This window comes from Pseudomonas sp. W4I3, assembly GCF_030816195.1.
GTDB lineage: Bacteria > Pseudomonadota > Gammaproteobacteria > Pseudomonadales > Pseudomonadaceae > Aquipseudomonas.
In genome coordinates, this window is sequence record NZ_JAUSXS010000001.1 from 287897 (window position 1) to 305357 (window position 17461).

The window sequence follows — 17461 nt, forward strand, 5'->3', positions numbered from 1 at the left end:
CTCAGGCAAACACCTGCAAGCTGCGCGGCGGCAAGGCCACCAGAATGTCCCGGGCACCCAGGCGCGGCATGGCTTCCGGTGCCAGCTCGGCCAGCAGCGGGTGGCCCGGCAGCTGTTCCAGCTCGAAACTCATGCGGCAGCGGTTGCCCAGAAAGGTGATCTCGCGGACTTTGGCCGGGAACAGGTTTTCCTCATGCACGGGTGGGTTCACGCTGATCGCTTCCGGGCGGCAGAACAGGCGACCGGAGGTGGCCTGGCCGGCGTCGTCGGCCAGGCGCAGATTCATGCCGCCGACCTGGGCATGGCTGGCGCTGTTGCGACTGAACGGCAGCCAGTTGCCCTGGCCGACGAACTCGGCCACGAACGGTGTAGCCGGGCGATCATAGATTTCCTGCGGCGTGGCGTACTGCTCCACCTTGCCGTTGTTCATCACCGCGATGCGGTCGGCCATCAACATCGCTTCGTCCTGGTTGTGGGTGACCATCAGCGTGGTGATGCCCAGGCGGCGTTGGAGTTGGCGCAGCTCGGTACATAGATGCTCGCGAACCCGCGCGTCGAGGGCCGACATGGGTTCATCGAGCAGCAATAACGACGGCGCCGGGGCCAGGGCCCGCGCCAGGGCGACACGTTGTTGCTGGCCACCGGAGAGTTGGCCGGGGTATTTCTTTTCGCTGCCGAGCAGGCCGACCAGTTCGAGCATTTGCCCGACGCGCGTGCGCACTTCATCACGACCGCAGCCGGTGAGGCCGTAGCCGATGTTCGCTTCAACGGTCAGGTTGGGAAACAGCGCGTAGGACTGGAACAAAATGCCGTAGTCCCGCGCCTGGGGTGGCAGCGCGGAAACATCGCGCTCACCCAGGTAAAGCTCGCCGCTGTCCTGGCGCTCAAGGCCGGCGATGCAACGCAGCAAGGTGGTCTTGCCGCAGCCGGACGGGCCCAGCAGGCACACCAGTTCGCCGGCGGCGACGTCCAGGGACACGTTGTCCAACGCGGTAAAGGCGCCGAAACGTTTCTGGATACCGCGCACCTTCATCGGCGCGCCGGGCTGGGTCAGGGCTGTGTTCATGCTAGGCACCTCATCGAACGGATGAAGGCCATGGTAGGGAGGGAATGCGTCGCTGATGTGGCAGGAAGGCAAAAGGGGGTGATAGTAGTATTGGTATTTTTTGTAGGAGCGAGGCGGGCGGCTAGCCCTTGCTCGCGAAGAACTTGAGAACAACGCGGGCTGCCTGATAGCGCTGCGTTATCGTTGGAGTTTTTCGCGAGCAAGCTCGCTCCTACAAGGGCGACATTTCCTGGGCCAGGCCAAGGAAAGCCGCCGGCAGGCGTGCGGCTTTTCGCTCCTTGAGGCAGTACAGGTACTCCGGAATCTGCGGCGCGTTCTCGAGGGTCAGCACTCGCAATTGCGGATCATGGGGCACCTCCTGGCGCGCAATGATGCTGATGCCGATATTGCGCAGCACCGCCTCGCGGATCGACTCACGACTGCCAATCTCCAGCAGCGGCCCATAACTGACGCCCGCGCCCTGCAGCATCTCTTCCGTCAGCCGGCGGGTGGTGGAACCCGCTTCACGCATCAACAGCGTGTGCCCGGCCAGCGCCGTCAAGGGCACATGGTCGAGCTTGGCCAGCGGATGGTTGCGATGCACCGCCAGCACCAGAGGATCAGTACCCAGCACGCGGCGGACCAGACGGGCGTCTTCCAGCAATTGCGACGAGGCGGCGACGTCGACGCGGTAGTCATCCAGCGCTTCGAGCACCTGCTGGGAATTGCCGATTTCCACCGACACCTCCACTTGCGGCAGGCGTTCGCGAAAGGCTTTGACCAGATCCAGAATGTAGTAAGGCGCGGTGGCGGCAATCCGCAAGGCGCCTTGGACCTGCCCGTTGTTGCGCAGGAAAAACTCGATATCCGCTTCCTGCTGCAACAGCGCCTTGACCATCGGCAACAGCCGCGCGCCTTCATCGCTGACAGTCAGGCGGCGGCCGCCACGGTAGAACAGTTCAACGCCGTATTGGCTTTCCAGGTTGCGGATCTGGGTGGTGACCGTAGGCTGGCTCAGGCCGAGTTTCTTCGCCGCCTGGGTAATGCTGCCCAGGCGAGCAACCATGAAAAACGCCTTCAGCTCAGCACTCAGCACGCCACCCTCTCATCGTCTATTTGCGCAACAGGCGCAGGCCATTGAACACCACCAGCAGGCTGACGCCCATGTCGGCGAATACCGCCATCCACATCGTCGCCATGCCCAAGAAGGTGACCGCCAGGAAGATGGCCTTGATCACCAGCGCCAGGGCGATGTTCTGCTTGAGGATACTCGACGTTTGCCTGGAGAGCCGAATGAATGCCGGAATCTTGCGCAGGTCATCGTCCATCAGCGCCACGTCGGCGGTTTCGATGGCGGTGTCGGTGCCTGCCGCGGCCATGGCGAAGCCGATTTCGGCGCGGGCCAGGGCCGGGGCGTCATTGATGCCGTCGCCGACCATGCCGACGCGGCGGCCTTGGCCGTAGAGCGTTTCGATGGCTTGCAGTTTATCGGTGGGCAGCAAGTCGCCCTGGGCCTGGTCGATACCGACCTGAGCGGCAATCGCCTGGGCGGTGTGGGTGTTGTCACCGGTAAGCATCAGGGTCTTGACGCCCAGGTCGTGCAGTTGCTGGATGGCTTCGCGGCTGCTGTCCTTGACGGTGTCGGCCACCGCGAACAGTGCCAGCGGACCCGACTTGTCCAGCAGCAACACCACCGACTTGCCCTGTTTTTCCAGGGCGAAGAGTTTTTCTTCCAGCGCAGGCGAGCAGAGCCCTAGGTCTTCCACCAGACGGTGGTTGCCCAGGTGGTAGGTTTCGCCGTTTATTTCACCGCGCACACCACGGCCGGCCAACGCCGCGAAGTTATCCACAACGTGGGACGGCAGGTTTTTATCCGCCGCCGCGTTGGCGATTGCCAGGGAAACCGGGTGGTCGGAGCGGCCCGCCAAACTCGCCGCCAAGGCCGGCGCGCTGTCCTGCACGGTGGCGAACAGTGGCAAGTAGTCGGTTTGCACCGGCTTGCCGTGGGTGATGGTGCCGGTCTTGTCCAGGGCGAGGTAGTCCAGCTTGTAACCGCCCTCCAGGTACACGCCGCCCTTGATCAGAATGCCTTTGCGCGCCGCCGCCGCGAGGCCGCTGACAATGGTCACCGGGGTGGAAATCACCAGGGCGCACGGGCAGGCCACCACCAGCAACACCAGGGCGCGGTAGATCCAGTCGAACCAGACCCCCGCCATGAACAACGGCGGTATGAGCGCCACGCCCAGGGCAAACACAAACACAGCGGGCGTATAGACCTTGGAGAAGCTGTCGACAAAACGCTGGGTCGGTGCCCGGGCGCCCTGGGCCTGTTCTACCGCGTGAATGATCCGCGCCAGGGTGGAATTGTCGGCCGCAGCCGTCACCTTGTATTCCAGGGAACCGGCCTGGTTGATCGTACCGGCGAAGACCTTATCGCCCACGGTCTTTTCGATCGGCAGGCTTTCACCGGTGATCGGCGCCTGGTCGATGGTGGATTGCCCGGCGGTGACTTCGCCGTCCAGGCCGATGCGCTCGCCGGGTTTTACCCGCACGATGGCCGCGAGATCAATGCTTTTGACTTCCTGCTCCAACCAGGAGCCATCGGCCTGCCGCACCGTGGCCTGTTCCGGGGTCATTTGCATCAGGCCGCTGATGGCATTGCGCGCCCGGTCCAGGGACTTGGCCTCGATCAGCTCAGCCACGGTAAACAGAAACATTACCATCGCCGCTTCCGGCCATTGGCCGATCAGCACGGCGCCGGTCACCGCGATGCTCATCAGCGCGTTGATGTTCAGGTTCAGGTTTTTCAGGGCAATCCAGCCCTTTTTGTAGGTGGTGAGGCCACCGCTGAGGATCGACACCAGCGCCACCAGGGCGATCACCCAGGTCGGTGCCACGCCAGTGAAATGCAGGACTTCGGCGCCCAACGCACCGACGCCCGATACGGCCAGCGGCCACCAATGCTTCTTGGCAGGCGGCGCGGCGGCAGGGGCGCCTTCTTCGATGGGGTCGGCCTGCATGCCGATGGATTTGATCGCGTCGATGATCGGCGCCGTGCTCGGCAAGTCGTGGGTAACGCCGAGGATGCGGTTGATCAGGTTGAATTCCAGCTGCTGCACACCGGCGAGCTTACCCAGCTTGTTCTGGATCAGCGTCTGTTCGGTGGGGCAGTCCATCGCTTCGATGCGAAAGGTGCTCAGGCGCGAACCGGCGGTGGCGGTCTCGCTCAGCTTTACCGTTGCCGGCGCCGGGGTGCCGGAGCAGCAGGCCCCGCCGTGGTCATGCACCGGTTTGAGCTTTTGCTCGCCGTGATCGTGGTCGTGCTTATGCGGGGTGTGGAGGGAATCGCTCATGGTGTCGCGTCCGAAGAAGTGCCTGTTGCCAAGTAAAGACCCTGTAGCCACTATAGGGTCAAGCACCCATTTGGAGATTGCTGCGATGAAGATCGGCGAACTGGCCAAACTGACTGATTGCCCCGTGGAAACCATCCGCTATTACGAGAAGGAAGGCCTGCTGCCACCCCCGGCGCGCACCGATGGTAACTACCGGGTGTACACCCAGGCACACACCGAGCGGCTGATCTTTATCCGCAACTGCCGCAGCCTGGACATGACCCTGGAAGAAATCCGCAGCCTGCTCAGCCTGCGTGACAGCCCCCAGGACCAATGCGAAAGCGTGAATGCGTTGATCGACGAGCATATCCACCATGTGAAAGCGCGCATCGATGGGCTGCTGGGGTTGCAGGCGCAATTGCTGGACTTGCGCCAGCGCTGTGGCGGTGGGGAGCAGTGCGGGATCTTGCAGCGGCTGGAAGTCAGCGGGAGTGTGCAGGCCAGCGAGGCGGAGCCCTCACACGTAGGCAGAAGCCACGGGCATTGAATGTGGGAGGGGGCTTGCTCCCGATAGCGGTGGATCAGCCAGCATTTCCATGACTGACACACCGTAATCGGGAGCAAGCCCCCTCCCATATTTCTTGGCTCAGGGCAGCCTGTCAGATCGCGACGTCGGCCTTGATGCTTGGGTCAGCGTCGTAGCCGACGATTTCGAAGTCTTCGAACTTGTAGTCGTAGATCGACGCCGGCTTGCGCTTGATCACCAGCTCCGGCAGCTTCTTCGGCGTGCGCGCCAGCTGGGTCTGGATCTGTTCCATGTGGTTGCTGTAGGCGTGGGTGTCGCCGGTGGTGACGATGATCTCGTGAGGGATCAGGTCGCACTGCTGCGCCAGCATATGGGTGAGCAACGCCAGGGCGGCGGTGTTGTAGGGCAGGCCGAGGAATACATCGGAGCTGCGGATGTATAGCTGCATCGACAGATGGCCGTCGTGCACAAAAGCCTGGTACAGCAGGTGGCACGGTGGCAAGGCCTGCTTGCCGTTGCGCGCGTTTTCCTGGGGGCTCTTGGTTTCGTCCGGCAGGTATTCGACGTTCCAGCCGTGGAACAGGATGCGGCGGCTGTTGGGGTTGGTCTTCAACGTCTCGACCATGTAGTCGATCTGGTTGATCTTGCCGCCGTCCTTGGTCGGCCACGCGGTCCACTGTTCGCCGTACACCGGGCCCAGGTCGCCGTCTTCGGTGGCCCATTCATCCCAGATGCGCACGCCGTTTTCGTTGAGCCACTTGATGTTGGTGTTGCCGCTCAACATCCAGATCAGCTCGTTGGCGATGCTTTTGAAATGCAGCTTCTTGGTGGTCAGCAGCGGGAAGCCGTCGGCCAGGTTGTGCCGATACTGGCGGGCGAACACGGCCTTGGTGCCGGTGCCGGTACGATCGCCCTTGGTCAGGCCATTGGTCACGACGTCGTGCAGGAGTTCGAGGTATTGCTTCATGTGATTACCCGTATCGTTGAAGCCAAGACCTCCTGGTCTTGGCATTCGAATTTAAAGCGTGGCGTTCTTCAGCGGTTGCGGACGGTTGTATGCCCACCACAACAGGCCCAGGCCCGCCAGGATCATCGGGATGCTGAGGACCTGCCCCATGGTCAGCCAGCCCCACGCCAGGTAGCCCAACTGCGCATCCGGCACCCGCACAAACTCGACGATGAAGCGGAAGATGCCGTAGAACAGCGCGAACATCCCGGACACCGCCATGGTCGGCCGTGGTTTGCGCGAGAACAGATAAAGGATGAGGAACAATGCCACACCTTCCAGGGCGAACTGGTACAGCTGCGACGGATGGCGCGGCAGCTGCGCCGGGTCGCTGAACGGCGGGAACACCATGGCCCATGGCACGTCGGTGGGCTTGCCCCACAATTCGGCGTTGATGAAGTTACCGATGCGCCCGGCACCCAGGCCGATGGGCACGAACGGGGCGACGAAGTCCATCAACTGGAAGAACGACTTGCCGTTGCGCCGGCCGAACCACCAGGCGGCGATCATCACGCCGACAAAGCCGCCATGGAATGCCATGCCGCCCTTCCACACTTCGAAGATCAGCGTCGGGTTGGCGATATACGCCGGCAGATCGTAAAACAGCACATACCCCAGGCGCCCGCCGACGATCACCCCCATCGACATCCAGAACACCATGTCGGAGAGCTTCTCCTTGGTCCAGGTCGGGTCGAAACGGTTAAGGCGCCGGGACGCCAGCAGCCAGGCACCGCCGATGCCGATCAGGTACATCAACCCGTACCAATGGATTTTCAGCGGACCGATGGCCAGGGCCACCGGGTCGATCTGCGGGTAAGGCAGCATTGCGACTCCTCGTTAAAACATTTAGTCATGACGCACCGGACCATGCCGATGCGCGATTAAGCCTGCGTTACAGCTGCGAGATCAAATTAAGAAGTTCACCTACACCAAACAGCCCGGCATGTTAACGGATGGAAGGTGCGCGGCCCAACTTCGTTGCGATGGAACGCCTGCGGTTCTATGGGTAGAGTGAGGAAAACACACAAGGGATCACCCGATGTGCCTGATTGTTTTCGCCTGGCGGCCGGGCCATGCCCAACCGCTGATCGTCGCGGCCAACCGCGATGAGTTCTACGCCCGGCCCAGCCTGCCGCTGGCTCAGTGGCCGGATGCACCGCAGGTCTACGCGGGCCGCGATCAGGAAGCGGGCGGCACCTGGCTTGGGGTTAACGCCGATGGGCGCTTTGCCGCGCTGACCAACATCCGCGCCCCGCACCAGCCACCGTCACGCAAGTCCCGTGGCGAGCTGGTGGCGCGTTTTCTCAGTGGTTCGCTGCCGATTGACGAGTACTTGGCGGACGTTAACGGACGCTCGATTGAATATGCCGGGTTTAACCTGTTAGTGGGCACGCCGGACGAGCTCTGGCATTACAACGCCAATGAGACCGAGCCGACGCGATTGAAGCCGGGGGTCTATGGCTTGTCCAATGCCGGGCTGGATACGCCGTGGCCCAAGTTGGTCAAGGCCAGGACGGCGCTGAGCGAGATGCTGCACGATCCGCAGCCAGAGGCCTTGCTGGGGATTTTGAGCGATCCGCAGACCGCACCGTTCGCTGAACTGCCAGACACTGGCGTCGGCTTGGCGACGGAGAGCTTGCTGTCGAGTGTGTTTATCGCCAGCCCCAGTTACGGAACACGGGCGAGCATGGCGTTGATCGTCAATGCCGACGGTACGCGGCGGATGGTGGAGCGCAGTTTCGGCCCTCAGGGCGGCAGGCTGGGCGAGATCGAACTCAATCTCTAACCTCACCAAAAATCAAATGTGGGAGGGGGCTTGCCCCCGATTACGGTGTGTCAGTCAGAATATCGGGTACTGATACACCGCTATCGGGAGCAAGCCCCCTCCCACAGTTGGCTGTTGGTTGACAGGTCTAAAGGGTTTTGGCGGAAGCCGGGTTGATCATCCGCGTCAGCCCCAGGTTCTTCAGCGCCAATTGCAGCGAGCTGTGGATAACTTGCGGGTTGTCGATGGTCATCAGCTCGGCCAGCAGATCCTTGGCCATGCTCAATTCAACCTGGCGCAGCATCCACTTCACTTTAGGCAGGTTGGTGGCGTTCATCGACAGGCTGTCAAAGCCCATTGCCATCAACAGCACCGCCGCCGCCGGGTCGCCGGCCATTTCACCGCAGATGCTCACCGGCTTGCCTTCGGCATGGGCGTCGCGCACCACGTGCTGCAGCGCTTGCAGCACCGCCGGGTGCAGGTAGTCGTAAAGGTCGGCCACCCGTGGGTTGTTACGGTCCACGGCCAGCAGGTACTGGGTCAGGTCGTTGGAGCCTACCGACAGGAAGTCCACCTGGCGCGCCAGTTCCTTGGCCTGGTACACCGCCGCCGGGATTTCGATCATCACGCCAATCGGCGGCATCGGCACGTCGGCGCCTTCGTCGCGCACTTCGCCCCAGGCACGGTGGATCAGGTGCAAGGCTTCTTCCAGCTCATGGGTGCCGGAGATCATCGGCAGCAGGATGCGCAGGTTGTTCAGGCCTTCGCTGGCCTTGAGCATGGCGCGGGTCTGCACCAGGAAAATTTCAGGATGGTCGAGGGTGACGCGAATGCCGCGCCAGCCGAGGAAGGGGTTGTCTTCCTTGATTGGGAAATACGACAGTGACTTGTCGCCGCCAATATCCAGGCTGCGCATGGTCACCGGCAACGGGTGGAAGGCCTGCAGTTGCTCACGATAAATCGCCAGCTGCTCCTTCTCACTCGGGAAACGCTGGTTGATCATGAACGGCACTTCGGTGCGGTACAGCCCCACCCCTTCGGCGCCGCGCTGTTGCGCACGGGCCACATCGGCCAGCAGGCCGGTATTCACCAGCAACGGCACGCGGTGACCATCGAGGGTTACGCATGGCAGTTCGCGCAACGAGTCGAGGCCCAGCGCCAGTTGCTTCTCTTCCTCAACCACTTCGGCGTACTGCTTGCGCAGTAATTCGCTGGGGTTGGTAAAGACTTCGCCGCGATGGCCATCGACGATCATGTCGATGCCGTCCACCTTGGAATACGGCAGGTCCACCAGGCCCATCACCGTTGGAATGCCCATGGCCCGAGCCAGGATCGCCACGTGGGAGTTACCCGAGCCCAATACCGAGACCAGGCCCACCAACTTGCCCTCAGGCACTTCGCCGAGCATGGTGGCGGTCAGTTCTTCGCTGATCAAGATGGTGTTGTCGGGGTAGACCAGGTTGGTGCTGCGGTCTTCCTGCAGGTAGGCCAGCAGACGGCGACCGAGGTCACGCACATCCGAGGCACGCTCGCGCAGGTAGGCGTCGTCCATCATCTCGAAACGGTTGACGTGATCGGTGACCACCTGGCGCAGCGCGCCTTGGGCCCACTGGCCGGTCTTGATCACGGTTTTGACTTCGTTACCGAGGGACGCGTCGTCCAGCATCATCTGGTAGACGTCGAACAGCGCACGCTCTTCGGGGCGCAACTGGGTGGCCAGCTTGGTCGACAGGTTGCGCATGTCGGCGCGCACGCCTTCCAGGGCAGTCTTGAACAGTTTGATTTCAGCGTCGATGTCATCGACGCTCTTGTCCGGCACCACGTCGAGGTCGGCCGGTGGCAGCATGACCACGGCGGTACCGACGGCGGCACCCGGCGAACCCGGCACGCCGACGAACTTGGCTTCCTGGATGCCCTTGCCCTGGCGACCCAGGCCGCGAATCGAACCCGTGGCTTCGGCGTGGGCGATAACCCCGGCGAGCTGTGCGCTCATGGTCACCAGGAAGGCTTCTTCCCCTTCGTCGAACTGGCGGCGCTCTTTCTGCTGGATGACCAGTACGCCGACGACGCGGCGGTGGTGAATGATCGGTGCGCCGAGAAACGAGGCGTAACGCTCTTCGCCGGTTTCGGCGAAGTAGCGATAACGCGGGTGATCGGCCGCGTTTTCAAGGTTCAGGGGTTCTTCACGCGTCCCCACCAGGCCCACCAGACCTTCATTGGGCGCCATGCTGACCTTGCCGATGGAGCGCTTGTTCAAGCCCTCGGTCGCCATCAGCACAAAACGGTTGGTCTCGGGGTCCAGCAGGTAAACCGAGCAGACCTGGCTGCCCATGGCTTCCTTGACGCGCAACACAATAATCCCCAACGCCGCCTTGAGATCCTTGGCGGAGTTAACTTCCTGGACGATCTTGCGCAGCGTATTGAGCATGGCTCGGGGTCGAACTCCGTCGTCAGTCGCGCGCTAAAAGGCGCGGGGCAAGCTCTTTGAGAGCGCGACGATAAACCTCGCGCTTGAATGTCACCACCTGGCCCAACGGATACCAATAACTGACCCAGCGCCAGCCATCGAACTCCGGTTTACCGGTCAAATCCATCCGCACCCGCTGCTCGTTGGAGATCAGGCGCAGGAGAAACCATTTCTGCTTCTGGCCGATACACAGCGGTTGGCTGTGGGTTCGCACCAGGCGTTGCGGCAAACGATAGCGCAACCAGCCACGGGTACAGGCCAGAATTTGCACATCTTCGCGCTCAAGGCCGACTTCTTCGTTCAACTCACGGTACAAGGCGTCTTCAGGGGTTTCGTCGGGGTTGATCCCACCTTGAGGAAACTGCCAGGCATCTTGGTTGATTCGGCGAGCCCATAGCACCTGTCCGGCATCATTCGTAAGAATAATCCCGACATTAGGACGGAAACCATCGGGGTCGATCACGGCAACAACCTCGCAAACGCATGTCGCCGCATTGTTCCACAAAGCTTCATCCAGCGGCAACGAGGCTTCTTACCTTATGTGCACTCTTGTGAAAAGACCGTATTCTGGACGCCTTTTTACAGACTTTTCAGCGAGTAACTGCAATGCGCCTGGCTTTATTCGACTTGGACAACACCCTTCTTGGCGGTGACAGCGATCACGCCTGGGGCGATTACCTGTGTGAGCGCGGGATTCTCGACCCGATCGCCTACAAGGCGCGCAACGACGAGTTCTACCAGGACTACCTGGCCGGCAAGCTGGACAACGCCGCGTACCTGAACTTCAGCCTGGAAATCCTCGGCCGTACCGAGATGGCTCAACTGGAGGAGTGGCACAACGACTTCATGCGCGACTGCATCGACCCGTTAATGCTGCCCCTGGCGGCCCAATTGCTGGCCAAGCACCGCGCCGCCGGTGACAAGCTGGTGATCATCACCGCCACCAACCGTTTCGTCACCGCGCCGATTGCCGCACGCCTGGGCGTCGAAACCCTGATCGCCACCGAATGCGAGATGGAAAATGGCCGCTACACTGGGCGCAGCACCGATGTGCCGTGCTTCCGTGAGGGCAAGGTGACGCGGTTGACGCGTTGGCTGGAAGAGACTGGGCACAGCCTGGAAGACAGCTACTTTTATAGCGACTCGATGAATGACTTGCCGCTGCTGGAGCAGGTGACTCACCCGGTGGCGGTGGATCCGGACCCGAATCTGCGGGCTGAAGCCGAGAAGCGTGGCTGGCCGGTGATTACGCTGCGCGGGTGATAAAGCTATCGGGGGCAAGCCCCCTCCCACATTTGAAATGCATTCCAAGTGTGGGAGGGGGCTTGCTCCCGATGCAGGCAACTCGGTCTCAAGCCTTAAACCGGCTTGGCCCCCATGAGCCCGGCAATCGCCACAAACCCCACCAAACTGACCACCGCCAGCACCAGGGTGAAATTCACGCTACCGCCCTCGCCCTTGCGCAGCCGATTGAGCCGCGCCACCAGCCAGAACCAGGCCAACGCCGCGACGGTGTAGAGAATACTGGAACCCAGAATCCAGGTCTGCCCCAGCGGCCAGCCCACCAGGTGCACCATCCACCAACCGGTAAACGGCATGCTCACCAGGCAAACCCCCATCAGCAGCCAAACGAACGCCCACGGGCGTTGCACGGTTACCGCAGGGCCGGTGCTGCGCTTGCGCCAGGCCAGTACCGCCAGGCCGAGGCCGCTGAGCAGCAGCAACACCGTGGCGATGACGTGGATGACTTTGAGGGTGGTCAGCGTTTCCATTGTCTCGATTCCTTGAAGGCCGCTCAGTCAGCGTAGTCGCTCAACCGAGGAACAACTGGTAGGCCGGGTTTTCGCTTTCATCCCAATACGGGTAGCCGATCTCGGCCAGCGCAGCCGGGACCAGGTGGCGCTCGTCCGCCGGCACTTGCAGGCCAGCGACCACACGGCCGTCGGCTGCACCGTGGTTGCGGTAGTGGAACATCGAGATATTCCAGCGCCCGCCCAGCTTGTTGAGGAAGTTGAACAGTGCCCCCGGCCGTTCCGGGAACTCAAACCGAAACACCAGCTCGTCGCTGACCTTGGCCGCATGCCCACCCACCATATGGCGGATGTGCAACTTGGCCAGTTCGTTTTCGGTCAGGTCCAGCACCGGGAAACCCTGCTCGGTGAGGCTGGCGATCAACGCACTGCGCGGGTCGTTTTCCGGGTGGGTCTGCACGCCGACGAAAATGTGCGCTTCGCTGCCGGTGTGATAGCGGTAGTTGAACTCGGTGATCTGGCGCTTGCCCACCGCCTCGCAGAATGCCTTGAAGCTGCCCGGCTTCTCGGGAATGGTCACGGCGATGATGGCTTCGCGGCCCTCGCCCAGCTCGGCACGTTCGGCCACGTGGCGCAGGCGGTCAAAGTTGACGTTGGCGCCGGAGTCGATGGCGACGAAGGTCTGGCCACTGACGCCACGGGTCTCGACGTACTTCTTGATCCCGGCCACGCCCAATGCGCCTGCCGGCTCGGTGATCGAGCGCGTGTCGTCGTAGATATCCTTGATCGCCGCACAGATTTCATCGGTGCTGACGGTGATTACTTCATCCACGTAGTCCTTGCAGATCTCGAAGGTGTAATGGCCGATCTGCGCCACTGCCACGCCATCGGCGAAGATGCCGACGGTCGGCAACACCACGCGCTCACCCGCCGCCATCGCAGCCTGCAGGCAGTTGGAGTCGTCCGGCTCGACGCCGATGATCTTGGTCTCCGGGCGCAGGTATTTCACGTACGCTGCAATACCGGCGATCAGCCCGCCGCCGCCCACCGGTACGAAGATCGCGTCCAGGGGCCCAGGGTGCTGGCGCAGAATCTCCATCGCCACGGTGCCCTGCCCGGCAATGGTGTGCGGATCATCGTAGGGGTGAATGTAGACGTAGCCTTTTTCATCGACCAGCTTCAGCGAGTAGGCCAGGGCTTCCGGGAAAGAATCACCGTGCAGCACCACTTTGCCGCCACGCGAGCGCACACCTTCGACCTTGATCTCCGGGGTGGTCTTGGGCATCACGATCGTTGCCTTGACCCCCAGCACCTTGGCCGCCAGGGCCAGGCCCTGGGCATGGTTGCCCGCCGAGGCGGTGACCACGCCACGCGCGCGCTCCTCGGCGCTGAGCTGGGTCAGCTTGTTGTAGGCGCCGCGAATCTTGAACGAGAACACTGGCTGCAAGTCTTCGCGCTTGAGCCAAATCTGGTTGCCCAGCCGCTCGGAAAGCTGGCGGGCAGTCTGCAGGGGTGTCTCTACGGCGATGTCGTAAACGCGCGAGGTGAGGATCTTTTTGACGTAGTGTTCAAGCATCGGCAGGCATCTACTTCAGGGGCTGGGCAGGACCAAGGAGTCTAACCCGGCTTTTGGCCGGGAGACCACACGAATCCCAAGGTTTGTTGGGGTATACTCGCCGCCCTCGATAACTCCCCGCCCGTTCCGGAGCCCGCATGACCCAGGATCAACTCAAACAGGCAGTGGCCCAGGCCGCTGTCGATTTAATCCTTCCCAAACTCGACGACAAGAGCATCGTCGGCGTCGGCACCGGCTCCACCGCCAACTGCTTCATCGATGCACTGGCCCTGCACAAGGGCGCGTTCGATGGCGCGGTAGCCAGCTCCGAAGCGACCGCCGCCCGCCTTAAAGGCCATGGCATTCCGGTGTACGAGCTCAACACCGTGAGCGACCTGGAGTTCTACATCGACGGCGCGGACGAAAGCGACGAGCACCTGAACCTGATCAAGGGCGGCGGCGCAGCCCTGACCCGCGAGAAGATCGTCGCGGCCGTGGCCAAGACCTTCATCTGCATTGCCGACGCCAGCAAGCTGGTGCCGGTGCTCGGTGCATTCCCACTGCCGGTGGAAGTGATCCCGATGGCCCGCAGCCACGTGGCCCGCGAGCTGGTGAAACTGGGCGGCGACCCGGTGTACCGCGAAGGCGTGTTGACCGATAACGGCAACATCATCCTCGATGTGTACAACATGCAGATCACCAACCCGGTGGAACTGGAAACCCGGATCAACGCCATCGTCGGCGTGGTCACCAATGGGCTGTTCGCCGCGCGTCCAGCGGATGTGTTGCTGTTGGGCACCTCGGAAGGCGTGAAAACCCTCAAAGCTTAATAACACCGCAGTTCAAATGTGGGAGAGGGCAAGCCCCCTCCCACATTCAAAAAGCAAAAACGCTACCTTTCGCAGCACTCCTCGCCAAAACCGTGCGCTCTGTCACGGCACACCAGGTCCCGTCTGGTATCCAATCCGTTACAAATTACAACCAGGCGACCCACGCGTTTAACAATGCGCCAATTCGCAGCCGCCCACGGAATGAGGCGCGCATTGTGCAAAGCGTATGGGCTGAACCGACCATCACCTCAAGGAAGACCCTGTGATAAAGCCCCTAGCCTTCGCGATCAGCGTCGCCGGCACTCTGCTGTCTACGCACCTTCAGGCCTACGACTACGGCCAGCACGCCAATACCACCCTGGAAAAACTGATCAACGACTACCCCGGCCGTTATCGCGGCACCGCCAATTTCGCCGGGGCAGCCGACTGGATGCAGAGCCAGATGGGCACGGCCTACAGCATCAGTCGCCAAAACTTCACCTGGAACAACGGCAGTCGCGCCTCGCAAAACGTGGTGGCCTACGCCGCCGGGACTAAACCGCAATACGTGGTGATCGGCGCACACTTCGACACCTACTTCGGCCGCCCTGCCCTGCAAGGCCTGGACGACAACGGTTCCGGCGCCAGCGTGCTCACCGAGGTGGCGAAGAACCTGGGCGGGTTGCAACTGGAAAATGGCCTGCAGGTGGTGGGCTTCGGTGCGGAGGAAGAAGGCTTGCGCGGTTCCAAGGCCTTCGTCGACTCCCTGAGCGCGAGCCAGCGCGCCAATATGCTTGCGATGATCAACCTCGACAGCCTGATCACCGGCGACATGATGTATGCCCACGCCGGCCAGAACAGCGCGACCAACCCCAGCCTGGCGGCGCTGCGCGAGCACACCTTCCAGATTGCCCGGGAACTGAATATCCCGCTGTTCACCAACCCCGGCCTGGACCCGCAGTACCCCAAGGGCACCGGTTGCTGCAGCGATGGCGAACCGTTCGAACCGCTGAACATCCCGATCCTGTACATCGAGGCCACCAATTGGGAGCTGGGCGACCTGGATGGCTACACCCAGACCAACAACCCGAAAATTCCCGGCGGCTCGACCTGGCACGACCCGAACGAAGACAACAAAGCCGTGCTCACCGATGCGTTCGGCCAGGCGCGCATCGACCAGCGCCTGCGCGACTATTCGCGCCTGCTCAGCCGCCTGGTGCTGGAGCTGACCAACGCCGATTTGATGGCTTCGACCGCCTCGGGCGGCGCCGTCGCGCGCAACATGCAGGACAACCTGCAGCGCCAGCACCAGGCCGCCGTGCGCCTGCACGACCGCCGCTGGCTGACCTTGCAGTCGGCCAGCCGCGAAGTGGGCAGCTTCGATGGCGAGATCGGCGTGGATGGCGAATACAACCCGGACAGCGGCTTCGACCGCGCGCCCAGCCCAGAGGCTCGGCAACTGGGCCTGCATGCGCTGGGCGACTATCAGCTCAGTTCAGCCCTCAACATCGGCGCCAGCCTGAGCTACCGCAACGGCCGCGATGCGTTGGAGCACCGCGGCAAGCTCGACAGCGACACCTGGCAGGCCGCCGTCTACGCCCTGCTCAATGATGGTGGTCCGAGCTGGCTGGCCGGCGACCTGAGCGTCGGCCATACGCGCTTTGATTCCAAACGCAACCTGCTGATCCAGGCCAACGGCGGGCCGGTGCTGCTCGACCAGCAACTGACCGGCAAGACAGACGCGTTGTCCTTGGGCGCACGGGTGCTGGGCGGCTATGACTTCGATTTCGGCGCCCTCCAGAGCGGACCCTTTGCCGGGCTCGATTACAGCCACTACCGCATCGATCAGTTCAACGAAAAGCAGAACCTGCGCACCGCGCTGGACTACGAAGAACAGTCGTTCGATTCCCTGGAAGCCAGCCTGGGCTGGCGCGTGCGCGGTGCGCTCGCCCTGCCTTACGGCCTGAGCCTGATGCCTTACGGCAATATCGCGTGGGTCAAGGAACTGGCCGATGGGCGTCTGGACGACCTGCAGTTGACCGCCCGCGCCGATGGCCAGGCCCGCACCGCCAAACTGGGCTCAGTCGACAAAAGTTTCGGTCGCGCGCAGCTCGGCAGCCAACTGGCGATTACCCCGCAACTGGGGGTGTACGCGGAGGTCAATGGTCGGCTCGGCCATGCCGAGGGCAGCCAGACCGGCTACTCGCTGGGCGTGCAGTGGATGTTCTGATCAGGGTTTCTTGAACACGTAGAACAGGTTCGGCTCGCTGACGAGGTACAAAGTGCCCTCGTCATCCATGGCGATCCCTTCGGCCTGAGGCACACGTTTTTTCAGGCCATGGCGCCCGTTGAGCAGCGACAGACTGCTCAATGGGCGACCGTCGATATCCAGTTCCAGCACCAGAAACGACTCATCCGACAGTGCCAGCAAATGGCCGCTGCGTTCGTCGTATTGCAGGCTAGACAGGTCGCGCACGAACAAGCCGGCATCGCGCTTGGGGTTGTTGATCACGTGCACCGAGTAGGTTTTTTCCGCTTTGAAATGGGGAAAGCCGTGAACCTCATAAATCACCATCGGGTCGCGTTCCTTGGCGACAAACAGGCGCTTGCCCACCGAGTCATAAGCCAGGCCTTCGAAGCCCTTGTTGCTGCCGATATGCACGCCCAGGGTCATTTGCTCCGCATCGGCGGCGTCGAGAAACTGGGTGTCGTCGTCCACGTGCACTTTGATCAGCCGCTGCTGGCGCTCGTCGCTGATGACGTAAATGTTATCGCTGATGAACTCAACCGCCTCGGCATCGCCAAAACCCACCAGCGGAATGCGCCGCAGAATCTTGCCCTGCAGGGACAGCTCGACCAGCTCGGCGTTCTTGTTGGTGACGGTAAACAGGCTTTTGCGCACCGGATCGAAAGTCAGGGCCGACACATCGTCGTCGAGCCCTTCGATCACCTGGCCTTCCAGGACGACGCGGTAATCCGCCAGGCCTATGCCGCGCTCATCCGCTGGCTGGTGCCACACCTGCCAGTTGAACCAGGCGCGTTCGAACAGACGGAACTGCTGCGCAACGATCGCGCCAGCAACCAACGCCATGCAAAGCAGGATTAAAAAAGCAGGTTTGGGACGGGCAAGTCGACGCATCGTGGCGGGCTCAGAGAAAAACTGGCGAATAGATATCAAGGTCGCCTGAATTTAAACTTAAACGCA

Annotated in this window: 15 protein-coding genes; 5 read left to right on the forward strand and 10 right to left on the reverse strand. The window is 62.1% G+C overall.

Annotated elements, in window-relative coordinates:
• Position 1: 1 nt before the first annotated feature.
• From QF045_RS01340 to QF045_RS01350, 3 genes are all read right to left on the reverse strand, one after another.
• A complete protein-coding gene (locus QF045_RS01340; RefSeq protein ID WP_306490760.1) occupies positions 2–1066 on the reverse strand; it encodes a putative 2-aminoethylphosphonate ABC transporter ATP-binding protein in 1065 nt (354 codons plus the stop codon).
• Between the two features lie 211 nt (positions 1067–1277).
• Positions 1278–2141, reverse strand: coding sequence for a LysR family transcriptional regulator (locus QF045_RS01345; RefSeq protein WP_306490761.1), 864 nt, complete (start codon positions 2139–2141; stop codon positions 1278–1280).
• A gap of 16 nt (positions 2142–2157) precedes the next feature.
• Positions 2158–4398 (reverse strand): heavy metal translocating P-type ATPase, encoded by a 2241-nt coding sequence (locus tag QF045_RS01350; RefSeq protein ID WP_306490762.1) that lies wholly within the window; start codon positions 4396–4398, stop codon positions 2158–2160.
• Between the two features lie 85 nt (positions 4399–4483).
• On the opposite strand from QF045_RS01350, the gene cadR reads away from it, so the two are divergent.
• Positions 4484–4924, forward strand: a complete 441-nt coding sequence (cadR, locus tag QF045_RS01355; protein ID WP_306490763.1) for a Cd(II)/Pb(II)-responsive transcriptional regulator — start codon at positions 4484–4486, stop codon at positions 4922–4924.
• 112 nt (positions 4925–5036) lie between these two features.
• Here cadR and QF045_RS01360 read toward each other — a convergent pair whose 3' ends face one another.
• The gene (locus QF045_RS01360; RefSeq protein ID WP_124364845.1) at positions 5037–5870 is read right to left on the reverse strand and encodes a thymidylate synthase; all 834 of its coding nucleotides are present in this window, start codon (positions 5868–5870) and stop codon (positions 5037–5039) included.
• Positions 5871–5921: 51 nt separating this feature from the next.
• Complete coding sequence (lgt, locus tag QF045_RS01365; RefSeq protein ID WP_306490764.1) at positions 5922–6734, reverse strand: prolipoprotein diacylglyceryl transferase; 813 nt, start codon at positions 6732–6734, stop codon at positions 5922–5924.
• 214 nt (positions 6735–6948) lie between these two features.
• Here lgt and QF045_RS01370 point away from each other — a divergent pair, with 214 nt between their 5' ends.
• Positions 6949–7695, forward strand: a complete 747-nt coding sequence (locus QF045_RS01370) for an NRDE family protein (RefSeq protein WP_306490765.1) — start codon at positions 6949–6951, stop codon at positions 7693–7695.
• 127 nt (positions 7696–7822) lie between these two features.
• Here the strand turns inward: QF045_RS01370 and ptsP are convergent, their stop codons facing one another.
• Both ptsP and QF045_RS01380 read right to left on the reverse strand, forming a co-directional pair.
• Entirely contained in the window at positions 7823–10102 is a 2280-nt protein-coding gene (gene ptsP / locus QF045_RS01375; protein ID WP_124388640.1) for a phosphoenolpyruvate--protein phosphotransferase, read from the reverse strand.
• 22 nt (positions 10103–10124) lie between these two features.
• Complete coding sequence (locus QF045_RS01380) at positions 10125–10604, reverse strand: RNA pyrophosphohydrolase (protein WP_003176750.1); 480 nt, start codon at positions 10602–10604, stop codon at positions 10125–10127.
• 143 nt (positions 10605–10747) lie between these two features.
• Here QF045_RS01380 and QF045_RS01385 point away from each other — a divergent pair, with 143 nt between their 5' ends.
• Complete coding sequence (locus QF045_RS01385) at positions 10748–11404, forward strand: HAD family phosphatase (protein WP_306490766.1); 657 nt, start codon at positions 10748–10750, stop codon at positions 11402–11404.
• Positions 11405–11499: 95 nt separating this feature from the next.
• Here QF045_RS01385 and QF045_RS01390 read toward each other — a convergent pair whose 3' ends face one another.
• Positions 11500–11913 (reverse strand): DUF2269 family protein, encoded by a 414-nt coding sequence (locus tag QF045_RS01390; RefSeq protein WP_306490767.1) that lies wholly within the window; start codon positions 11911–11913, stop codon positions 11500–11502.
• 40 nt (positions 11914–11953) lie between these two features.
• A complete protein-coding gene (gene ilvA / locus QF045_RS01395) occupies positions 11954–13468 on the reverse strand; it encodes a threonine ammonia-lyase, biosynthetic (RefSeq protein ID WP_306490768.1) in 1515 nt (504 codons plus the stop codon).
• A gap of 137 nt (positions 13469–13605) precedes the next feature.
• Between ilvA and rpiA the strand changes: the two genes are divergently transcribed.
• Both rpiA and QF045_RS01405 read left to right on the forward strand, forming a co-directional pair.
• Positions 13606–14277: a ribose-5-phosphate isomerase RpiA gene (gene rpiA, locus QF045_RS01400; RefSeq protein WP_306490769.1), complete on the forward strand. Its 672-nt coding sequence runs from the start codon at positions 13606–13608 to the stop codon at positions 14275–14277.
• A gap of 262 nt (positions 14278–14539) precedes the next feature.
• A complete protein-coding gene (locus QF045_RS01405; protein ID WP_306490770.1) occupies positions 14540–16486 on the forward strand; it encodes an autotransporter domain-containing protein in 1947 nt (648 codons plus the stop codon).
• Here the strand turns inward: QF045_RS01405 and QF045_RS01410 are convergent, their stop codons facing one another.
• The gene (locus QF045_RS01410; RefSeq protein ID WP_306490771.1) at positions 16487–17395 is read right to left on the reverse strand and encodes an SdiA-regulated domain-containing protein; all 909 of its coding nucleotides are present in this window, start codon (positions 17393–17395) and stop codon (positions 16487–16489) included.
• Positions 17396–17461: the final 66 nt, after the last annotated feature.